The organism is Litoribacter populi, assembly GCF_007483685.1.
Taxonomy (GTDB): Bacteria; Bacteroidota; Bacteroidia; order Cytophagales; family Cyclobacteriaceae; genus Litoribacter; species Litoribacter populi.
On sequence record NZ_VMKN01000001.1, the window covers coordinates 3,415,483 to 3,433,347 of the forward strand.

Sequence of the window (17,865 nt, forward strand, 5' to 3'; positions counted from 1 at the left end):
CTCTAATTAATTTACTCTGATTGGGAGCCTAAGCTTTTCCCATCTAACTACAATACCAGGTTCTTCCACCGCTACGGTCAACTGTTCCTGTAAATCATCTTCCCATTGTGGAGTCACTTGCACTCTTAAAACATCATTTTCCTCTTTATATTGAAAATGTCCATGTTCCAAATCCCATTCGGAATTGAAAATCACCGTCCAGGGGCCCTGTTGCTTAGGAATGGTAAAAATGGAGTATTTACCAGCCGGTATGTTTTTCCCTTCCACTTGTACATCTTCTTTAAATTCGACATGAGTGGCCTCGTTGGCACCTGTTCTCCAAACTTCATCGTAAGGGGCAATGTCTCCCCAAATTTTTCTGTTTTTCACAGAAGGGGCGCCGTATTGCACTCGGATTTCACGGGTGTTTACCGTTCCTTCGGCCGTTCTTAGAGGACTGGCCCTTTCCTCTCTCCTATCTTCCACAACCTCCTCTTCACCATCTTTTTCGGTCTCATTGCTTCTTTCTTCACAACTGAAAACAAAGAAAGAACCCATGAGCATTAAAGCAATAAACAGAATGTTTGACTTTTTCATAGTTATACTGTAATTAGAATGAATAGTAAATGCGGGATTTTTCTTTCAAACAACCCCGAAACTTAGTAAATATAACCATATAGTTCCATACTTTAATATACCCCCATAAATAATATGACCATAATAAAGTGTTCGATTTATCAACCCCTTTCTTAATGCAATCCCATTTCATTTTTAACCTTTGAAAAAAGAACTCTGAGAAACTCTGTGCAAAACTCGGAGAAACTCTTTGCCCCCTTTTTTCTTTCATACTTCGTCCTTCAAAACTGGTTTGTTTTTTGAACACATACCGCTGTATTTGATTATAAAGTAATGCATCCACTTCAAACATTCACCCCTTTGGAATTGGGTCGCAATAATTTGGTTCGAACCTAAAAACCTATTAAAGTTAGTTTTATGGATAAACACACCTATGACAGTGGTCTCATCGGCAACTGCGCCTACCTAGCACATATCGAGAAAAACACCAATATCAGCTGGCTATGCTTCCCCCGCTTTGACAGCGACTTTGTTTTTGGCTCCATGTTGGACAAGGAGAAAGGAGGTGAGTTCAGCATCCTGCCTGAAACTGAGGAATTTTCCTGCGAACAGCGGTACAAAGAAAACACCAACATTCTGGAAACCACCATTGAGTACAATGGAGAGCATGCTTATAAAGTGACCGATTTTGCTCCTAGATTCAGGAATTTTGGCCGCTATTATAAACCATTGATGGTGGTGCGAAAGGTTGAAAGGTTAAAAGGAGAGCCAAAAGTAAAAATCAAATGCGAACCCAGGGCTGAATATGGCAAGAAAAAGCTGACCCCCACCATCGGCAGCAATCATATTCGCTATATGGGAGTCGAGCAGGAAATCCGGCTGACTACCAATGCCTCCCTAAATTATGTGGTTGAGGAGAAAAGCTTCATGCTGCAGCGCCCCATTTACCTGGTGTTTACCTATGGAAGACCGTTAGAAGCGCCTATTGAGGTGACGGCAGAGGACTTCTTACAGTCCACAACTGCTTATTGGAGAGAATGGCTCAAGTCCACCAGTATCACCAATTTCCATCAAGACTACGTCCTCCGGTCCCTTTTGATCCTGAAAATCCATCAGTTTGAGGATACCGGCGCCATCATAGCCGCATCCACCACGAGTTTGCCAGAATCACCAGGAAGCACCCGGAACTGGGACTACCGCTATTGCTGGATTAGGGACAGCTATTATACTTTGAATGCGTTTAACAACATCGGGCATTTTGATGAATTGGAAAAATACTTCGAATACATTCAAAATCTGGCCACCAATTCCAACGGCAGATACCAACCACTATACTCGGTAACTGGAGAGGCCAAGCTCACAGAAATTATACATGATTTAGAAGGTTACAAAGGCAACCAGCCTGTAAGGTTCGGCAATCAGGCCTACACACACATTCAAAATGATCTTTATGGACAGGTGCTAGTCAGCTTGCTCCCACTGTATGCAGATAAGCGATTTATTGAGGCTGAGAAAAGTCATTCTAGGCCCATGATTAAAACCCTTCTTAACAAGATTGATGAAACCATGGATGAACCGGATGCGGGCCTGTGGGAATTTCGAAATCTTAAGCAGGAACATTGCTATACGTTTCTTTTCCACTGGGCAGGTGCAAGTGCCGGTATAAAAATCGCCAAACGTCTCGATGATGATGGATTGAAAAAACAGGCCGAATCGCTTCGAGACAGGGCCATAAAGAAGATCGAATCCTGCTATGTTCCCGATCTAAAAGCCTATGCACAGGCTGTAGGAGTAAAACACATGGATGCCAGCACCTTGAAAATGATTACCATGGGCTACTTTGGAAAAGACATTGAAAGGGCTAACAACCATCTTAAGCAATTGGAAAAAGAGCTTCTGTCCAAAGACTATCTTTTCTTCAGATACAAACACGAGGATGATTTCGGCAAACCCGAAACCACTTTTCTAATCTGTGCTTTCTGGTATATCGAAGCTTTAGCATGTGTCAACAGATTGGATGAGGCCGTTGAGGGCTTTGAAACCTTAATCAAATACTGCAACCATCTCAAACTATTCTCCGAAGATGTGGATCAAAAAACAGGCTCCCAATGGGGTAATTTCCCTCAAGCCTACAGTCATGTGGGCTTGATGAATGCCGCTCATAGGATTGGAATCAAACTGGATAGACCGACTTTCCTCTGAAAAGGACAGAAGACGGGAGACAGAAGACCGATCTTCCGTCTTCGGTCTCCCGTCTTTCTTCACAACAACCTCTTCAACAAGTCTCTCACTTGACTGGAGGATTTGATGTTATAATTGGCTTTGGTGTAATTATACCCAACCCTGATGGTATAAGCATTTTTGGGCATTGCTTTGAAGGTATCTTCATCGGTCCAGTCGTCTCCTATTGCCAGAATAAAGTCATATTCCTTATCCTTCATAAATGCCAAAGCTGCACGGCCTTTATTGATATCAGGCCGCTTGATCTCTAGGACCATGTTGCCCTCCAACACTTGTAGATTGTGTCCACTTGCCATGTATTTAAGGTGGCTGAATAGCTCTCTCATCCTCAAATCACCTAAGCCACTTTCCACTTTGCGGTAATGCCACACCAAAGAATGGTGTTTTTCTTCGATGAAAGCTCCCGGTGTCCTCTGAACATAATAATCCATTACATGGCGGATATCATCTTTCCAAGAATTGTCTACGTCTGAAAACACATCCCATTCAGCTTCCGTATTCCGGTTTTTAACCCATACCCCATGTTCCGCAATCATATCTACATCAAGTCCTTCAAACCACTTGCCTAGGGTTTCCTTATCCCGTCCACTGATAATTACAACCTGGGCTTTTTTGGTAAGCTTTTCAACCAAATCTTTTAATTCTGAATCTGGATAGGCGTCCTGTGGTTTGTTTTTGAAACCGACCAAGGTTCCGTCATAATCAAGAAATAATATTCGGCTTTTTGAAGACTTAAAATATCGGGTTAGCTCAAGAACAGTTTCCTCATCCATATCCTTGGATTGGAATTCGGCCTGTTTTTCCTTGACGATTTTTAGCCTATCCATGAATACCTTTACCCATTGATGGATGTCGTAGCGTTTAATAGTTTCCTGCATAGACACCAGCCGGGTTCGCTGTTCCTCCTCCGACATGTTCAAGGCTAAATGGAGGGCTTCAGTGACTTTGTCCATATTGTTTGGGTTGACCAGAATGGCGTCTTTCAGTTCCTTACTCGCCCCTGCCATTTCCGAAAGGATAAGTACGCCCTGCTGATCGGTTTTGCTGGCCACAAACTCTTTGCAGACTAGGTTCATCCCATCCCTAAGCGGAGTAACCAGGCCAATGTTGGACATTTTATAGAAAGCACTCAATTCTTCAAAAGGAAAAGCTCGGTAAAAATAATGCACCGGAACCCAATTGAGGGTAGAGTAAGTACTGTTGATTCGGCCCACAAGAGTGTCGATTTCTTCCTTAAGTTCACGATACTCCTTCACCGTATCCCTTGATGGCACCACTACCATGATCAAAGAAACCTTTTCCTTATATTCCGGATAAAGCTTGAAGAGCTCGTCAAAAGCTTTCAGCCTTTGGGGAATGCCTTTGGAATAGTCCAGGCGGTCAATAGACAGCAAGAGCCTTTGGTCGCCAAGTTGCTTTTTGAATTTCTGAACCACCTTGGAAGTGGTTTCACTGTCGGCCGTTTCCGAATACTTGGCATAATCAATCCCCATCGGGAAAGCATCCACATTGATCAGGCGATTTTCGGCTTGTATGTAGCCACTTTCATTGGAAAGACCAAGAATACGGCCTACCGAACTTAGAAAGTGACGCATATCGTCATAGGTATGGAAGCCTACCAGATCGGCCCCACACATTCCTTCAAGAAGTGGCTGCCTCCAGGGCAACATCCGAATGATTTCATAAGATGGAAATGGTATGTGCTGGAAAAAAGCTATGGTAGCATTCGGCAACTTATCCCGGAGCATTTTAGGCAAAAGCAACAATTGATAATCATGCACCCAAATGGTATCATCGGGGTCAGCTTTTTTGAGAATAGCCTCACAAAACTTCTCATTCACCCTTACGTATGCTTCCCAGAATCGGCGTTCATAGGCTATGTACTGTGTGAAATAGTGAAAAGCAGGCCACAAAGTCTCATTGCTGAAACCCTCGTAAAAGTCTTCAATATCCTCCTGAGTCAAAAACACCGGAGCCATTTTATGCTCATGGAGCTCAAGAAATATTTCCGCGCGCTGCTCGGGGTCCTCCACATAGTTTCCCGGCCAACCAATCCAGATGTTGTTAGCATCCTCAAAAATGGAGCCGAGCCCTGTGGCTAGGCCACCTGCACTAGTTTTGAAATCTGGTTTCCCATCTTTATAATCCAGGCTGATGGGCAGCCTATTTGAAACAATTATAGTTTTTCCCATGCTCACAAAATGTAGGTTTGATAGAGATCACAAAATAAACTCCTAATGGAAGGGGTTGTTTGGGGATAATGTTAATTGCTTGAATATAACAAAAAAGAAGAAAGGCTACCAAACGATGATAGCCTTTCTTGTTGTATATTAAATAAAATGAATTGATAATTAATTCTGATCACTCATACCGATGTTGTCATTTGCATCGATTTCTCTAAGTGGAATTCTGAAAATCCACATGTTATCTCTAGCAGGCAATTCCATGATCTGAGCTAAAGCTGGATTGTGAATTGTTCCTGTTCTATCAAGACCAAGATCAAGCCTTTTGATGTCAAGGTATCTAAAGCCTTCACCCCACAGTTCAATCCTTCTTTGAATTAGGATCTCATCGATTAGTGCTTGACCCGCTCCACTGAAGCTATAAGCTGCATCACGTGCACTTACAAGTTCGTTAAGAAGATCAGCGGCAGGTCCATCCTGTCCTGTTCTGGCCAAGGCTTCTGCCTCGATCAAATACATCTCAGAAGCTCTCATAAGAAGGTAATCAGCATCCCAAGATCCTGGGTTTGCGACAACAAACTTAATAGAAGCATAATCAGGAGTAGTACCAGCACCAGTACCTGGAGTAATAAAGTTTGCTTTTCTAGCATCAGTATCCGACATGTATGAATACAAGTTGGTATTGATTTTCTTCTGACCACCCAAAGAGGCGTAAGAAAGAATAATCGGATCTAAGTGTGAGAAGAATGAAGCAAAGATTGTTGCTTGATCATCAATAATCTCAAGACCCCACATCCACTCCGGATTGTACTTGCTAAAGCCAGCATTATATTGGTCAGGATTCATCAAACCTAGACCTTGTCTTGCTGCGTTGGCATATTGAGCAGCAGCTGGATAGTCACCCGCTTGAAGGGCAACTCTAGCTTTCAAACCTCTGGCTACAGCGGCTGTAGCATGAGAGATGTGTCTTCTGTCTTTGCCCTCTAAAAGAGCAATCCCTCTGTCCAAATCTTCATTGATGAAGGCATAAACTTCAGACAATGGGGCTCTTGAAGCACCTTCAGAAGTAGGCTCTCTATAGATCGGCACACCTGGGGCGGAAGGATCAATAGTAACATTCTGTTGAAAAGAATTTGCAAGATAGAAGTAGGAATATGCTCTAAGCACATGCCCCTGACCTATGATGTAATCCTTATCATCCTGAGGACCTACCGCATCTGGAGTATTGGCAATCAACCTAGATGCATTGTTTGCAATGATATAGTTGTATGACCACAAATAATCCGAACGAGTACCATTTCCAGGATTTACGGTTTGGGAAAAGTTATATTCCGCATTAAACCATCCATATCCCTGAGAGTGAACTACCATGTCCTCACCCATTAGATCAAAAGTAAGGTCTGTTGATTTTTGACCAAATTGACCGTGTGTGGTAGAAGTCCACATTCTTCTGTATGTTCCATTTAGCGCTACTAAAGCACCGTCAGTTGTATTGAAAACCTCGTCTCCAGACACTGCATCTGTTGGCATGGTTTCCAAGTAATCCTCAGCACAGCCGAAGAGCAGGGAGGCTCCAACCAATACCCCTATTACTTTATTAAATATTTTCATATAATTTCTCTAATTATAAGTTCACGTTCAAACCTAAGGTAAATGTTCTGTAAGGAGGGAAAACCGCATCATTTACACCATCAAATGCCGTTTGAGGGTCCATTCCTGATCTTTGACTAAACAACAAGGCGTTATCAACAGAACCGAATACCTTCACTCCACCTCTAATACCTAATCTATTAGCAGTTACGTTTGGCAATTTATAACCCAAAGTTATGTTTCTGATATTAACATAAGAAGCATCGATCAAGAATCTTGAAGAAATTCCGTTCATGTTCGGACTAGCATTTTCCAAACGAGGCACGTCTGTAACATCACCTGGCTGTTGCCATCTGTTCAAGATGTCCACATGCATGGCACTACCATAGTTACCTGGGTGCATAAGTCTTGAATACTGATTATCAAGGAACAATCCTCCAACTTGGAATGAAGTCAATACAGATAATTCAAGATTTTTGTACCTGAATGAGTTGGTCAAACCACCGATTAAATCAGGAATTGAAGATCCTTGGAAGTATCTGTCAGCTTCGGCCAACACATTTGTAGTTTCCCTGTCTCCTGAAGGGTCTCCTTCTTCATTCATGATGTTTTTGTAGTATAAAGCGTCTCCGTTATCAGGATCTACACCTGCATACTCCCGAATCCAGAATTCATATAGGGACTTACCAACCTGAAGATTCTTGGAATCTTGAATGATCTCTTCCTGAGGTAATTCAGTAATCACGTTGGTAAAATGAGTAAGATTAAGATCGATTCTATAATCGAAATCCATAGTTCTTATGGCATTCCAACCCAAGTTCAACTCAATCCCTCTGTTTCTCATCCTACCTACGTTAGAAGTGATAGAGCTAATACCAGTAGATGCAGGTAGAGGTACATCAAACAATAGATCGGTAGAGTTTCTTTGGAAAACTTCAATAGTACCTTCTAACTTTTGGTTGATACCAAAGTCAAAGCCCATGTTGAACGTCTGGTTTTTCTCCCAGTTCAATGATCTGTTTTCAAGAGAAGAAATTACAGCACCTGGATAAACAAAGTTGTTGAATCCGAGGCCGTAGAAACTTTGATATGCGAAATAATTTGCACTACCGTTAGGGTTCAAGATACCTTCGTTACCTTGCTCACCGTAAGAAACTTTGAATTTCAACTCATCTAACCACCTCTTATCTCTGAACCAAGCTTCTTCAGTAAGCCTCCAACCTGCACCTAGAGACCAGAAGTTACCCCATCTGCTTTCAGTTGCGAATCTTGAAGAACCGTCTCTTCTAATTGAAGCAGATAGCAAGTATCTTTCTCTGAAGTTATAATTGATACTAGAGAAATAAGATTCGATTCTATGCAGATTAGTGTAAGAAGTACCGCCAGTCAGGTTTGCCGCAGGCGCCAATTCACTGTTTCCGGGGAAAGGAAAGCCTGTTCTGGTAGTAGAAACGAAATTCTGCTCAAAAGAGTAGTTCTCATGTCCTGCCAATGCACTGATAAAGTGCTCGCCAAATTTCTTCTGATAATTCAATACTTGGTTGAAAGTAAAAGTCAACTGTCTGTTGTTGTTCTTAGTAGACCTACCTGTAACATTGGCTGCATCACCAAACTGTGAATTTTGGTATGTAGTACCATTACTGTTGAAAAAGTTAGAACCCAAAGTCGTTCTTAAAGTAAAGTCTTTCAAGAATCTAGCTTCCAAGAAGGTGTTAGCACTGGCATTGAAAATCTTAGCTGATCTATTATCCAAAGACAATGAACCTAGGATATTAGAGTTAGCAGCATAAGGTCTTACCCCCATCACGCCATCACCCCAATCATAGGCAGGACCTCCGGTTGCTGGATCATTAATTATTCCTCCTGCCTCATCTCTTAACCAGATAGGGTAGATTGGCCCCATGTTTCTAGTATAGAAGAATGGGTTAATAGTTGCAGTACCACCACTGGTCAAGTTAGCTTGCTCAGTCATAGCACCTGCTACATTGATACCACCTTTCAACCAGCTAGCTAGCTCAGAATTCACATTCAATCTCATGTTGAAACGATCAAAATCAGAGAATTTAGTAATACCCTCTTCCTTGATGTAACCCATTGAGAAATAATAATCAGCTTTTTCAACAGCACCACTTGCGTTTAAGCTGAAGTCGTTTCTTGTAGCAGTTCTGAACACTTCGTCAGACCAAGAATCACTGTACCTCAATTGCGCAGCTGGATTCAATTGACCTGTCTGAGGATTAACCAATTCGGCATTAGGAACATTATAAGCGTTATATCCACCAAGATTACCAACTAAGTTATTTGAAGCAGAAACACCTGCATCAGCTGGAGACATTCCAGAACGGTTTACCAAAGCATTTCTGGTACCTTCCCACATCAACTCATAGTAATCTCTCTCTCCAACCCTTTCATATTCCGGCACAAATCTGTTCATCATACCAGTTCTCAAGTTTACATTTACTTGAGGTCTACCTTTTTTACCACGACGAGTGGTAATCATGATTACACCGTTAGCAGCTCTGGCACCGTAAAGAGCAGCAGCTGCAGCATCTTTAAGTACAGTTACGGTCTCGATGTCGTCATTGGAAATGGAGTTCAATGAACCTGTGAAAGGTACCCCATCCAATACATAAAGTGGCGCGTTAGATGCGTTTACTGAGCCAAAACCTCTAACCCGGATAGCGGCGTTAGAACCTGGTCCACTACCAGATGTAGCTTGGATACCTGGTACAAGACCTTCAAGAGCTCTTGTAAAAGAAGTCACTTGTTGTTTTTCCAACCCTCTTCTTGAAACGGTAGCTTCAGATCCAGTAAAAGCAGTTTTCGGAAGGGAACCGTAAGGTGCCTGCACCACCACTTCATCAAGATTAGCCATTCCTGAAGAAAGGTTAATCTCAAATGAAGATCTGTTTCCAATTTCTAATTCTTGGGTCTCAAAACCCATTGCACTAATTACAAGATAATTAGCATTTTCAGGTAGAGTCAATGTGAATCTACCATCCATATCAGTAGCAACCCCTACTGAGGTACCTTTGACCAACACACTTGCCCCTGGGATGGTCTCCCCGTCTTCATCGGAGGCAACGGTTCCGGATATCACACGACCTTGTGCAAATACCGAAGTAGCTGCGAAAAGAAGCATGAACCCGAGAAGTAAAACTTTCCTCATAAATTATTTTTTTTGGTTTAACGATCTCCAATTTTAACGCATCTCTTTTAATAATCCAATTATGTAAGAAAATTAATGTCTATAAACTGAGAATATTGTCTAGATTTAAATCTAAAAAAAACCTTTTATCAAATTTATATTCTGAAAAAATATTTAAAATACATAAAAAAACTTAAAATATGAAAAATACAACCCTCATCACCATAGATTATTTTTTTTTAACAATAATTAATAATTGTTAATTTTCACAAAATGCTACTTGTACTTATCCAAGATTCTATAAGTGAGATATATGACTTATAAATTAGATTATGGAAGTGTAAATTATTTCTAATTGGAATTAAATCATTGAAAAATTATCCTTTTAAAGGATATAGAGAAATTGAAATTCTATTACCTAGTTGTTAACTCACGCAAGAAGAGATGTTCAGTTGCCACAATAATCATCAAAACATATTATCCTTCCTGAAAAAATATAGTTTAAAAAATAAAGATCGCTTAAACTGCTGTTTTTGAATTATTATTCAATTATCTCAAATTTAGATCGGAATAAAGAAAGCTTTCCATCGTCATCTAGAGCATAAACTAGAAGTTCATACTCACCCATATAATCAGACGCGTAAAGGTGATTTCTCCCAATACCTTCTTCACCACCTGCCAATTGCCAAAATAACAGAGACCTGAAGTCCGGTATTCTTTTTTGTGCACTGTTAAAATAATCAGGAGAATTAAATCGAACCCTATCTACCATGGAGGGATATGACATTACCAAAGAAGATTCTGGTAATGGAAAATTAGCCATATTACCTTCGATTGTTATCACTTGTATTACTCCGGCATAAACATCGCCATTTAGAAGGTAAGGTCGATCTATTATTTCAAGACGTTGAATAAATCGTGCTGGCCATTTCAGTAACTCATCAACATTGAAAACGGGCACTCCATCAATTAATATTAAAGGATTTTCCTCAAATGCTTCTCCGTTATTTTTATTGATAACCTTAATTCCCCTACTGCCATTCTGATTTCGAATAAGCACCTCTGTGACATATTCCCGAATAGTAGTAGCTAAGTTTTCAAATCGGTTATATTCATCAAGGATATATATCTTCTCAGGAGAAAATACCTCAAAATGACTGCCTGATACTAGTGTATCAGGCAAATGAAAAAACTTATTGACTTCTCTTTGCAAAAAATCAATTTTAAAATCCTCTACCACACTTTCGGGAATCAATAGAGTGGGCCAGTCAGCCAGCGATGGTTTATGTCTCCAAAAAGGAGATTGTATCCTGAAGTTTTTGGAATCCGTACCTTTCGCCGATTGAACTACAAGGGATTCAATGTTACTAATATTTCCTAACTCAATAGAGGCTACTTTCCTATCATTCCCCTTGACCGTGAATAGTCTTTGATCTTCTCCCAAAGTGCTTATATAAAGCTTTTCGCCTTCATTAAGTCCCTCCACAACTAAGGTATGGCCAAAAACATCCATCGACCTGAAAACCTCCATCGGTGGAAGTGAGGTTTGCTCAGCATAGGCTGATGGCATTTTAATCCCACGGTGAAGCTTTCTTGCCAATACCAATTTTACATCCACTAAATCTGAAGAAAATTCCAGCTTTTCTCTTTTACTAATTTGAGGGGTAGAAACGGCAACCTTTTTCGATTCACTTAACTCCATATTATCTTCTTGAGAAGAGCTAACTACTGAGGATGGTTTTTCAGGATTTACGACAGCAATCCACTGATAGGACACCTCATTAGGGTTCAATGCAAGCAACGACTTGGTATATCCCCTTACTAAATAGTACCCAGTAGAAAGCTGCGATGGAATATTGAGAAGCACCTCGCCTGTGGAGTTTTTTAAAGGGATTATCTGCTGAACTATTGCATCCCCCTTTTCATTAAATATTTCCAAATATGCTATTGATGAAGGGTTAGTGCGTGTGTCATTCTGAAGGAAAACAGCCGCCGGGATATAATCTCCGGCAATTGCGACCTCCTTACCTAATACCAAAGAGAGCTTCATCTCCGAATTGGCGGCAAAACTTGTGATAGGAAAAACCAGCCCCAATACTAACCAAAAGAAACACTTATTCATATCACGTATAATAACAGTCTTCATTACTTTTTTGAATTAATCTACCCAGAATGCGGGTTTGTTTAGAGTACCGCGTTCCCGGCAATCAGCACACACTCTTCGAGCCCCGTAAAAACCAGGGGGAGGGCCTGGAGGACCGGTTAATGGAATTTCCTGAAGAGGCAATACTCTGCCTCCCGAAAATATCTCTTGATAACGGGAAGGCTCTACTTCTAGAATTTCGCAGATTTCATACTCCGGAACAGAAACCACCCAGGGCCGAACTTCGGCTGTTTCAATAAAAATCCTTTTTCGCTCAGATTTACCTACGCCCACAAAACCTATTACCGGTTCGGATGGATTATTAACATTATAAAGATTGCTCTCTACTATTGAGGGCATAGGGCTAAACAGCCCGCCTATATCTTCAGAGTTCCGCTTGATTATATCCCAAAATTGATGTGCTCTTGCATCAATAGGTCTTTGCCTCACTTCGACACTGTACTTCCATCCCAATTTTTCGGAATTAATCGGAATCCTTAATATCTCAAGATTCTTAATTTCCCGATTTTGCGTTTTGGCAGCATCAGTCAAAATAAGATTTTGAGAAACTTGAGATGAATAACAGAAATTGACCGAAGTGCCTCTGGGGACGATTCTATTATTAAAAGAGTCCCATTCGAAACCTGAAATAAAAGGTGTTTGAAATCTCCAGGTCTCATTCGCTGTCCATAGGAAATATTGAGAATTCACATCACCTTTACCATCTGCATATATAGTTACTCCATCATCTGATCTTTCAAAAAAAATCTGGTCTATTTCAGGGGCGTACAATGGCTCTATCCATTCAGATTCATACTTCCGAGTATCGTCAAGGTAAACAATTAACCGGTAGTTCTGCCCTTCAGGTAATGCTCCGGCTAGGCTGTAATTTCCATTGCCCAATGGCATGACCCGCCAATTGCCTTGCTGCTGCCCTTCTACAAACACTTCGGCATTGCTTACAGGAACGGAGGATATACTATCATAAATGGTGGTGGTCTGGCTAAGACGTATTTCCGTATCTCCGGGTCCAATTTCTATAAACCCCTCCACTACCAAATATCCAAAATCAATTTCCAGAATTTCTGGCTCATACAATTCCCTACAACCTATTAAGCTGATAAGTGTAAGTATTAATATATAATGAAATTTACGCATTGCTTAAAATTTGAAATTATATGTCACGAATGGAATTGGTCGGGCGAAGATGGAAAGTTGATATCCCTGCAAAACGCCGTTTACAGGAGTGAAATATGCTGAATACGGATTACTTCTACCCAACACGTTATAAACTCCAAAGGACCAGGAAGCATGAGCCAGTTTTTTCAGCTTATGGCTTCCCTCCACATTTACAGCGAGGTCAATTCTGAAGAAATCAGGGACTCTATGAGCATTTCTTTCTGAGAAAAACACCCTTTCTGAACCTTGGTATTCAAACTTGGCTACCGGCAAGGTAATCGGTCTCCCTGTACTATAATTTGCATTAAGAGAAGGGGATATCCTTTTAGTCAATTCGTAATTTAGAAAAAGCAATACATCATGGGGTTGATCAAAATTGCTGGAATAAAAATTTCCGTTATTGATTTTTTGGCCGATCTCACCTGGGTCAGTTCGTAATTGAGACCTAGAGTAGGTATAAGTCACCCAGCCATTCAGCCTACCCTCAGTTTTTTTCAACATGACCTCAGCACCATATGAACGTCCCTGGGATCTCAGGATTTCTCTTTCAATATTTTTGTTCAAAATTAAAGTAGCTCCACTTCTATAATCCAGAAGGTTGCTCATATCTCTATAATAAACTTCCAAGGAAGTTTCTATAAGATTTTTCCTCATGTTTTTAAAAATCCCAAGAGAATATTGCTGCCCAAGCTGGGGTCGTACAAACCTATCACTCAATTTCCAGGTATCCGTTGGAGAAATTGATGAGGTGTTGGTCAGCATATGTATATGTTGACGGGATGTGTTGATTCCTGCTTTGATAGAGGTAGTGTTGTTCACTAGATATCTGGCATTAACCCGAAACTCGGGTCCATGGTAGGGCTGGATGATTTCTCCGGATCCATAGCTTGTTGTCCTTATTTCAGAACCTTCAGTAGGAAGGACCCCCTCTTGATATTCACTTACCGTATTTGGACCTAAAAACTGATAGAACACATATCGCAGGCCGGCATCCACAGAAAATTTATTAGATATTTCCCATTCATCCCCTATAAAAATACTCGTTTCCAAAGCACGCTCAGATTGGACCCTATCTGGCAAAACAAGGGATTCACCTGCTTGTGGCTCTAAACTTCCTGGAGAAAGATCATATAAAATGGAACTCAACCCAAACTTTAGAAAATGCTTATTATTTAAGTCATACCCAAAATTATTTCTTAAATGAAACTGGGACATGCCAAAACCAAAATCATAGGCATTGCTCGGATCAGAGTTACTTTCAATCCCAAATTCGTAGGCATCATAGCCCACTACAAGATCCCCACTGAAATCATCATTAAACTGATGATTCCACCCTATATTAAAATTTCTGTTCTGATAAGAAAAGGTGGTATCTGCAGTAAACCGGAATTCGTCCCCACTGGAGTAGGCATTTAACCTAATTTCATTTTTGTCATTTAAGGTATGCTTGACACTCAAATTTAGATCATAAAAGGAGGCTGCTCCATTTTTGAATTCCGTCCCCTCTTCCAGTAGGTTTAATATCCAATCAGAATAAGTTGTTCTAGCTCCTACTGCAAAAGTTGTCTTATCATTTAAGGGGCCATCTATTGCGAGCCTGCTTGTAAGCAACCCAATTCCTCCACTCCCTTTGATTTTTTCGGAATTGCCATATTTACCTTTCACATCCAAAACTGAGGATAACCTTCCTCCATATTCTATAGGTGCTCCTGCTTTATAAAGTTCTACCCCTTCTACCAGGTCTGAATTGAATGCTGAGAACATGCCAAATAAGTGGCTTGGGTTATAAATAGTGGCATCATTGAACATGATAAGGTTTTGATCAGCAGCCCCACCTCGGACATTGAAACCCACGCTAGCCTCCCCCACTGATTGTACTCCTGGCATAGTCATCACTGAACGGATCACATCCACCTCACCCAACACAGCCGGTAGCTTCTTCATGGTATTCATCTGCATAGATACAGTCCCAGAGCTGACTTTACTTACGTTTTCTGTATCCTTGTATGTAACCGTATATTCATTGAGGGTAATATAATCTTCTTCAAATTGTACATTAAAACTTCCTGGCCCCTGCACATCCACATTTCTTCTCTCACCATCTCCACCGAATTTGTTAAAGTCAATTACATGTCTTCCAGTTGGGACAATCAATGCATACTTACCATTTTCATCTGTAATAGTCCTGAGATCGGAACCACGTACTGATACGGTAACCCCAATGACAGGCAAGTTTTCCTCAGAAAGTACTTTTCCTGATATTTCAGCCACTTCCGCATCTGTTTGACTTCCAACTTTCCACACGGTATTTTGGGCAAATGCTCCTATTCCGTAAGTTTCTTCTTGGTTGTGTTCACTGGTATCCCTTTTAACTTCATCGGCTTTCAAAAAAGCATTCGGAAACCTTGTCCGCATAGCCTTCTCCGGGGTAATGAATATCTTTTTATCCTCAAAAATGGAATACTTTAAATTTGTCCCTTCAAATATGGAATTCAGCAATTGAGGAATAGTATTATCCTCAGCAACCAAACTCACATTAACATCCTCAAGCAATGATGGATCAAAATAAAACTGATAGCCAGTTTCTTTTTCTACTCTTTCAACAAACCTTTCAAAACTGTATCCTAAAAAAGTACCCGATATCCTTTTTGACTGATCTTGAGCATTTAACTTCATTTGAAAACCAAACAACAGTAAAATGACTATAAAAACATACCTACTCATTATGTTGCTGGTTATTGATTTTTTCGCTCACTTTAATTAATTCCAAAAGGAAATCATTCTTTTGTCGTTTGAAACTTAATTTTCGGCTAGCATGTGCTCTAAACTCTTTAGCCGACAAGCCAAAAAACTCTAGAGCATCCTTTCGACGATTGATGTTTTTCATTTTAAAACCATCATGCAAATAGTAAATAGCCTTATCCGAAAAGACTTTATAAAATTCAGTTGGGGAAGATATAATTTGAATTTCCTTGGAGTGTTTGATTAATACCTGGACTGGACCATCAGCCAAAAGCTCATAGTAGCCTTTCTTTTGTTGGGCAGATAAAGATGGGTTATGAAGTTTTACAAAGGTCCGGTTTTCCGGAAAATCAAAAGAGTGAACTTTAGTACCATTAACAAGTACCTTATGATTCTCATCTGGGGTCAATAGGACCAGCTCATCCAGATATACATCATACATCAAATCGAGGTTGGAAAAATAATAACCTTCAAACTTGAGGTTTCCTTCGACAAAGCCTTTTTCTTGAAAGGATGAAGAACCTCTTGCAACTGAGACCTCTGGATAAATTGCCCCTTGAAACAACCCTGGATAACCTATTTCATTTCCTTCACTCTGAGCCATTACATGGGTGTTGGCTAAAAACATTATCATCAGTAAGCCTACCCAAGCTTTAAAATTGAACTTCATAAAATCAAACAGAAATTTAGTTCATAAATATAGGGAAATATTCTGGCCAGCATTACGCCACTCAAATAAAAAATGGCCACCCTATTTAATAGGGTAGCCAAAGTTTTGGGGAAATATCAAATAACGTGGTTCTCAAAACCTATTTGCACAAGCATATTGTTCACCTTCTTCGGTCAGTTGGATTAAGAAGAGAGAAGTTTTATATAAACAAAACACTCTATAACCTTTAGAATTTTTTATGGCGTTGAATGCTACGGTATTTGTATTGGGGGAAATACGGTTAGTTTCCCACACCCAATCAAGATGACCCTCCTTATTAATTTTCATTACTACGGCGTCATGATAAAAATTTTTGCCCCCTGACAAAAGCATATCCCCGCCATCTAAAACCTTAAGATCACTAAAAACAAAACTTTCATAACCTTCAGGCAGATATTCACCTTCGAACAATACATCCCCTTGTGGGGAGAATTTTTTCACACTTGCTCTTCGATTTGAATAATAACCAACCACTAAATTATTCCCTTCAAAATCCATTTCTGACGCATAGGAAGAAATTGGCTGCTCCCAAATGACTTCCCCCTCTTCTGACAAGTGTAACACTTTGCCTGTGGCACCATCGGAAATACTCCCAAATAATTCATTGTTCTTATTGAAACCTGCTGTCATTATAACAAAATCTTTTGCTTTCTTCCAAAGCTCTTGGCCATTCGCATCAAACTTGGTAATTGTTCCGTTCTCCTGGAATGCCAATATCTCGTAATTTTCATTTACGGCCAGATCCTTCAGCTTGCCCCCTGGTATCGTTAGCTGGAAAATTTCATTTCCCTCCCTGTCAATATTTTTAATTGAAGCATATATTTCACCTCTAAGATAGGCATCGCCACCAATAAAGATAAAATCGTTTTTCACCTCCAATGAGTGCCAGTATGTCCCCCTTTCCCATGTCTTTTGCCATATTTTATTCCCTTCAGCATCTTGCCTTATTACAACCAATTCTCCATTTACAATAGAATTACCTTCATAGGATCCAATTTTCACATATCCATCTTGAAATGCCTGTTGTTTAATTACTGAAGTTGACCGACTATTTGTATAATAATCAACAGTTGTAATTACATCTCTTTGTCTTATGACATCAATAGTCAAGTTTTCCGTTGCGCTACCCTGCTCGTACCTTAATTTTGCGGTAATAACTGCCTCTATGGATTCATCCAACAATTCAGCTATAAAAGTCGAGTTATTCTCAAAAAATCCGGCACTTACAGGTTCAACAGAATAGGTTACATTTTTCGGATCTAATTTATACCCGTTTCGCAAAAGCTCCACTGTGACAGTACTTCCCGCACAAACTGCAGATTGGGAAAGCTTCAACTCCAAATTGGAACTTGGGTCCTCGGGTTTATCGGTCTGA

General features: G+C 40.3%; 10 protein-coding genes. 1 reads left to right on the top strand and 9 read right to left on the bottom strand.

Translation table 11 applies throughout. From position 1 onward, the window contains the following. Window positions 1-6: 6 nt before the first annotated feature. Window positions 7-576, bottom strand: coding sequence for a DUF2911 domain-containing protein (locus FPL27_RS14830; RefSeq protein ID WP_143961831.1), 570 nt, complete (start codon window positions 574-576; stop codon window positions 7-9). A 396-nt stretch (window positions 577-972) separates the two neighbouring features. Between FPL27_RS14830 and FPL27_RS14835 the strand changes: the two genes are divergently transcribed. Beyond that, the gene (locus tag FPL27_RS14835) at window positions 973-2,757 is read left to right on the top strand and encodes a glycoside hydrolase family 15 protein (RefSeq protein ID WP_143961832.1); all 1,785 of its coding nucleotides are present in this window, start codon (window positions 973-975) and stop codon (window positions 2,755-2,757) included. 59 nt (window positions 2,758-2,816) lie between these two features. Here the strand turns inward: FPL27_RS14835 and FPL27_RS14840 are convergent, their stop codons facing one another. From FPL27_RS14840 to FPL27_RS14875, 8 genes are all read right to left on the bottom strand, one after another. Beyond that, complete coding sequence (locus tag FPL27_RS14840) at window positions 2,817-4,988, bottom strand: bifunctional alpha,alpha-trehalose-phosphate synthase (UDP-forming)/trehalose-phosphatase (protein WP_143961833.1); 2,172 nt, start codon at window positions 4,986-4,988, stop codon at window positions 2,817-2,819. Between the two features lie 159 nt (window positions 4,989-5,147). Continuing rightward, window positions 5,148-6,590, bottom strand: coding sequence for a RagB/SusD family nutrient uptake outer membrane protein (locus tag FPL27_RS14845; RefSeq protein WP_143961834.1), 1,443 nt, complete (start codon window positions 6,588-6,590; stop codon window positions 5,148-5,150). Window positions 6,591-6,603: 13 nt separating this feature from the next. Further along, window positions 6,604-9,738 carry a SusC/RagA family TonB-linked outer membrane protein gene (locus tag FPL27_RS14850; RefSeq protein WP_143961835.1) on the bottom strand — a complete coding sequence of 1,045 codons (3,135 nt, stop codon included), beginning with the start codon at window positions 9,736-9,738 and terminating at the stop codon, window positions 6,604-6,606. A gap of 520 nt (window positions 9,739-10,258) precedes the next feature. Beyond that, on the bottom strand, window positions 10,259-11,863 hold the full coding sequence (locus FPL27_RS14855; protein WP_143961836.1) for a hypothetical protein: 1,605 nt from the start codon (window positions 11,861-11,863) through the stop codon (window positions 10,259-10,261). Between the two features lie 12 nt (window positions 11,864-11,875). Beyond that, complete coding sequence (locus tag FPL27_RS14860; RefSeq protein WP_143961837.1) at window positions 11,876-13,018, bottom strand: DUF4249 domain-containing protein; 1,143 nt, start codon at window positions 13,016-13,018, stop codon at window positions 11,876-11,878. 3 nt (window positions 13,019-13,021) lie between these two features. After that, window positions 13,022-15,763, bottom strand: coding sequence for a TonB-dependent receptor (locus tag FPL27_RS14865; protein ID WP_143961838.1), 2,742 nt, complete (start codon window positions 15,761-15,763; stop codon window positions 13,022-13,024). Beyond that, a complete protein-coding gene (locus tag FPL27_RS14870; RefSeq protein ID WP_143961839.1) occupies window positions 15,756-16,451 on the bottom strand; it encodes a hypothetical protein in 696 nt (231 codons plus the stop codon). The genes FPL27_RS14865 and FPL27_RS14870 overlap by 8 nt, the downstream gene beginning before the upstream one ends. Before the next feature lie 132 nt (window positions 16,452-16,583). Beyond that, window positions 16,584-17,831: an outer membrane protein assembly factor BamB family protein gene (locus tag FPL27_RS14875; protein ID WP_143961840.1), complete on the bottom strand. Its 1,248-nt coding sequence runs from the start codon at window positions 17,829-17,831 to the stop codon at window positions 16,584-16,586. Window positions 17,832-17,865 lie beyond the last annotated feature (34 nt).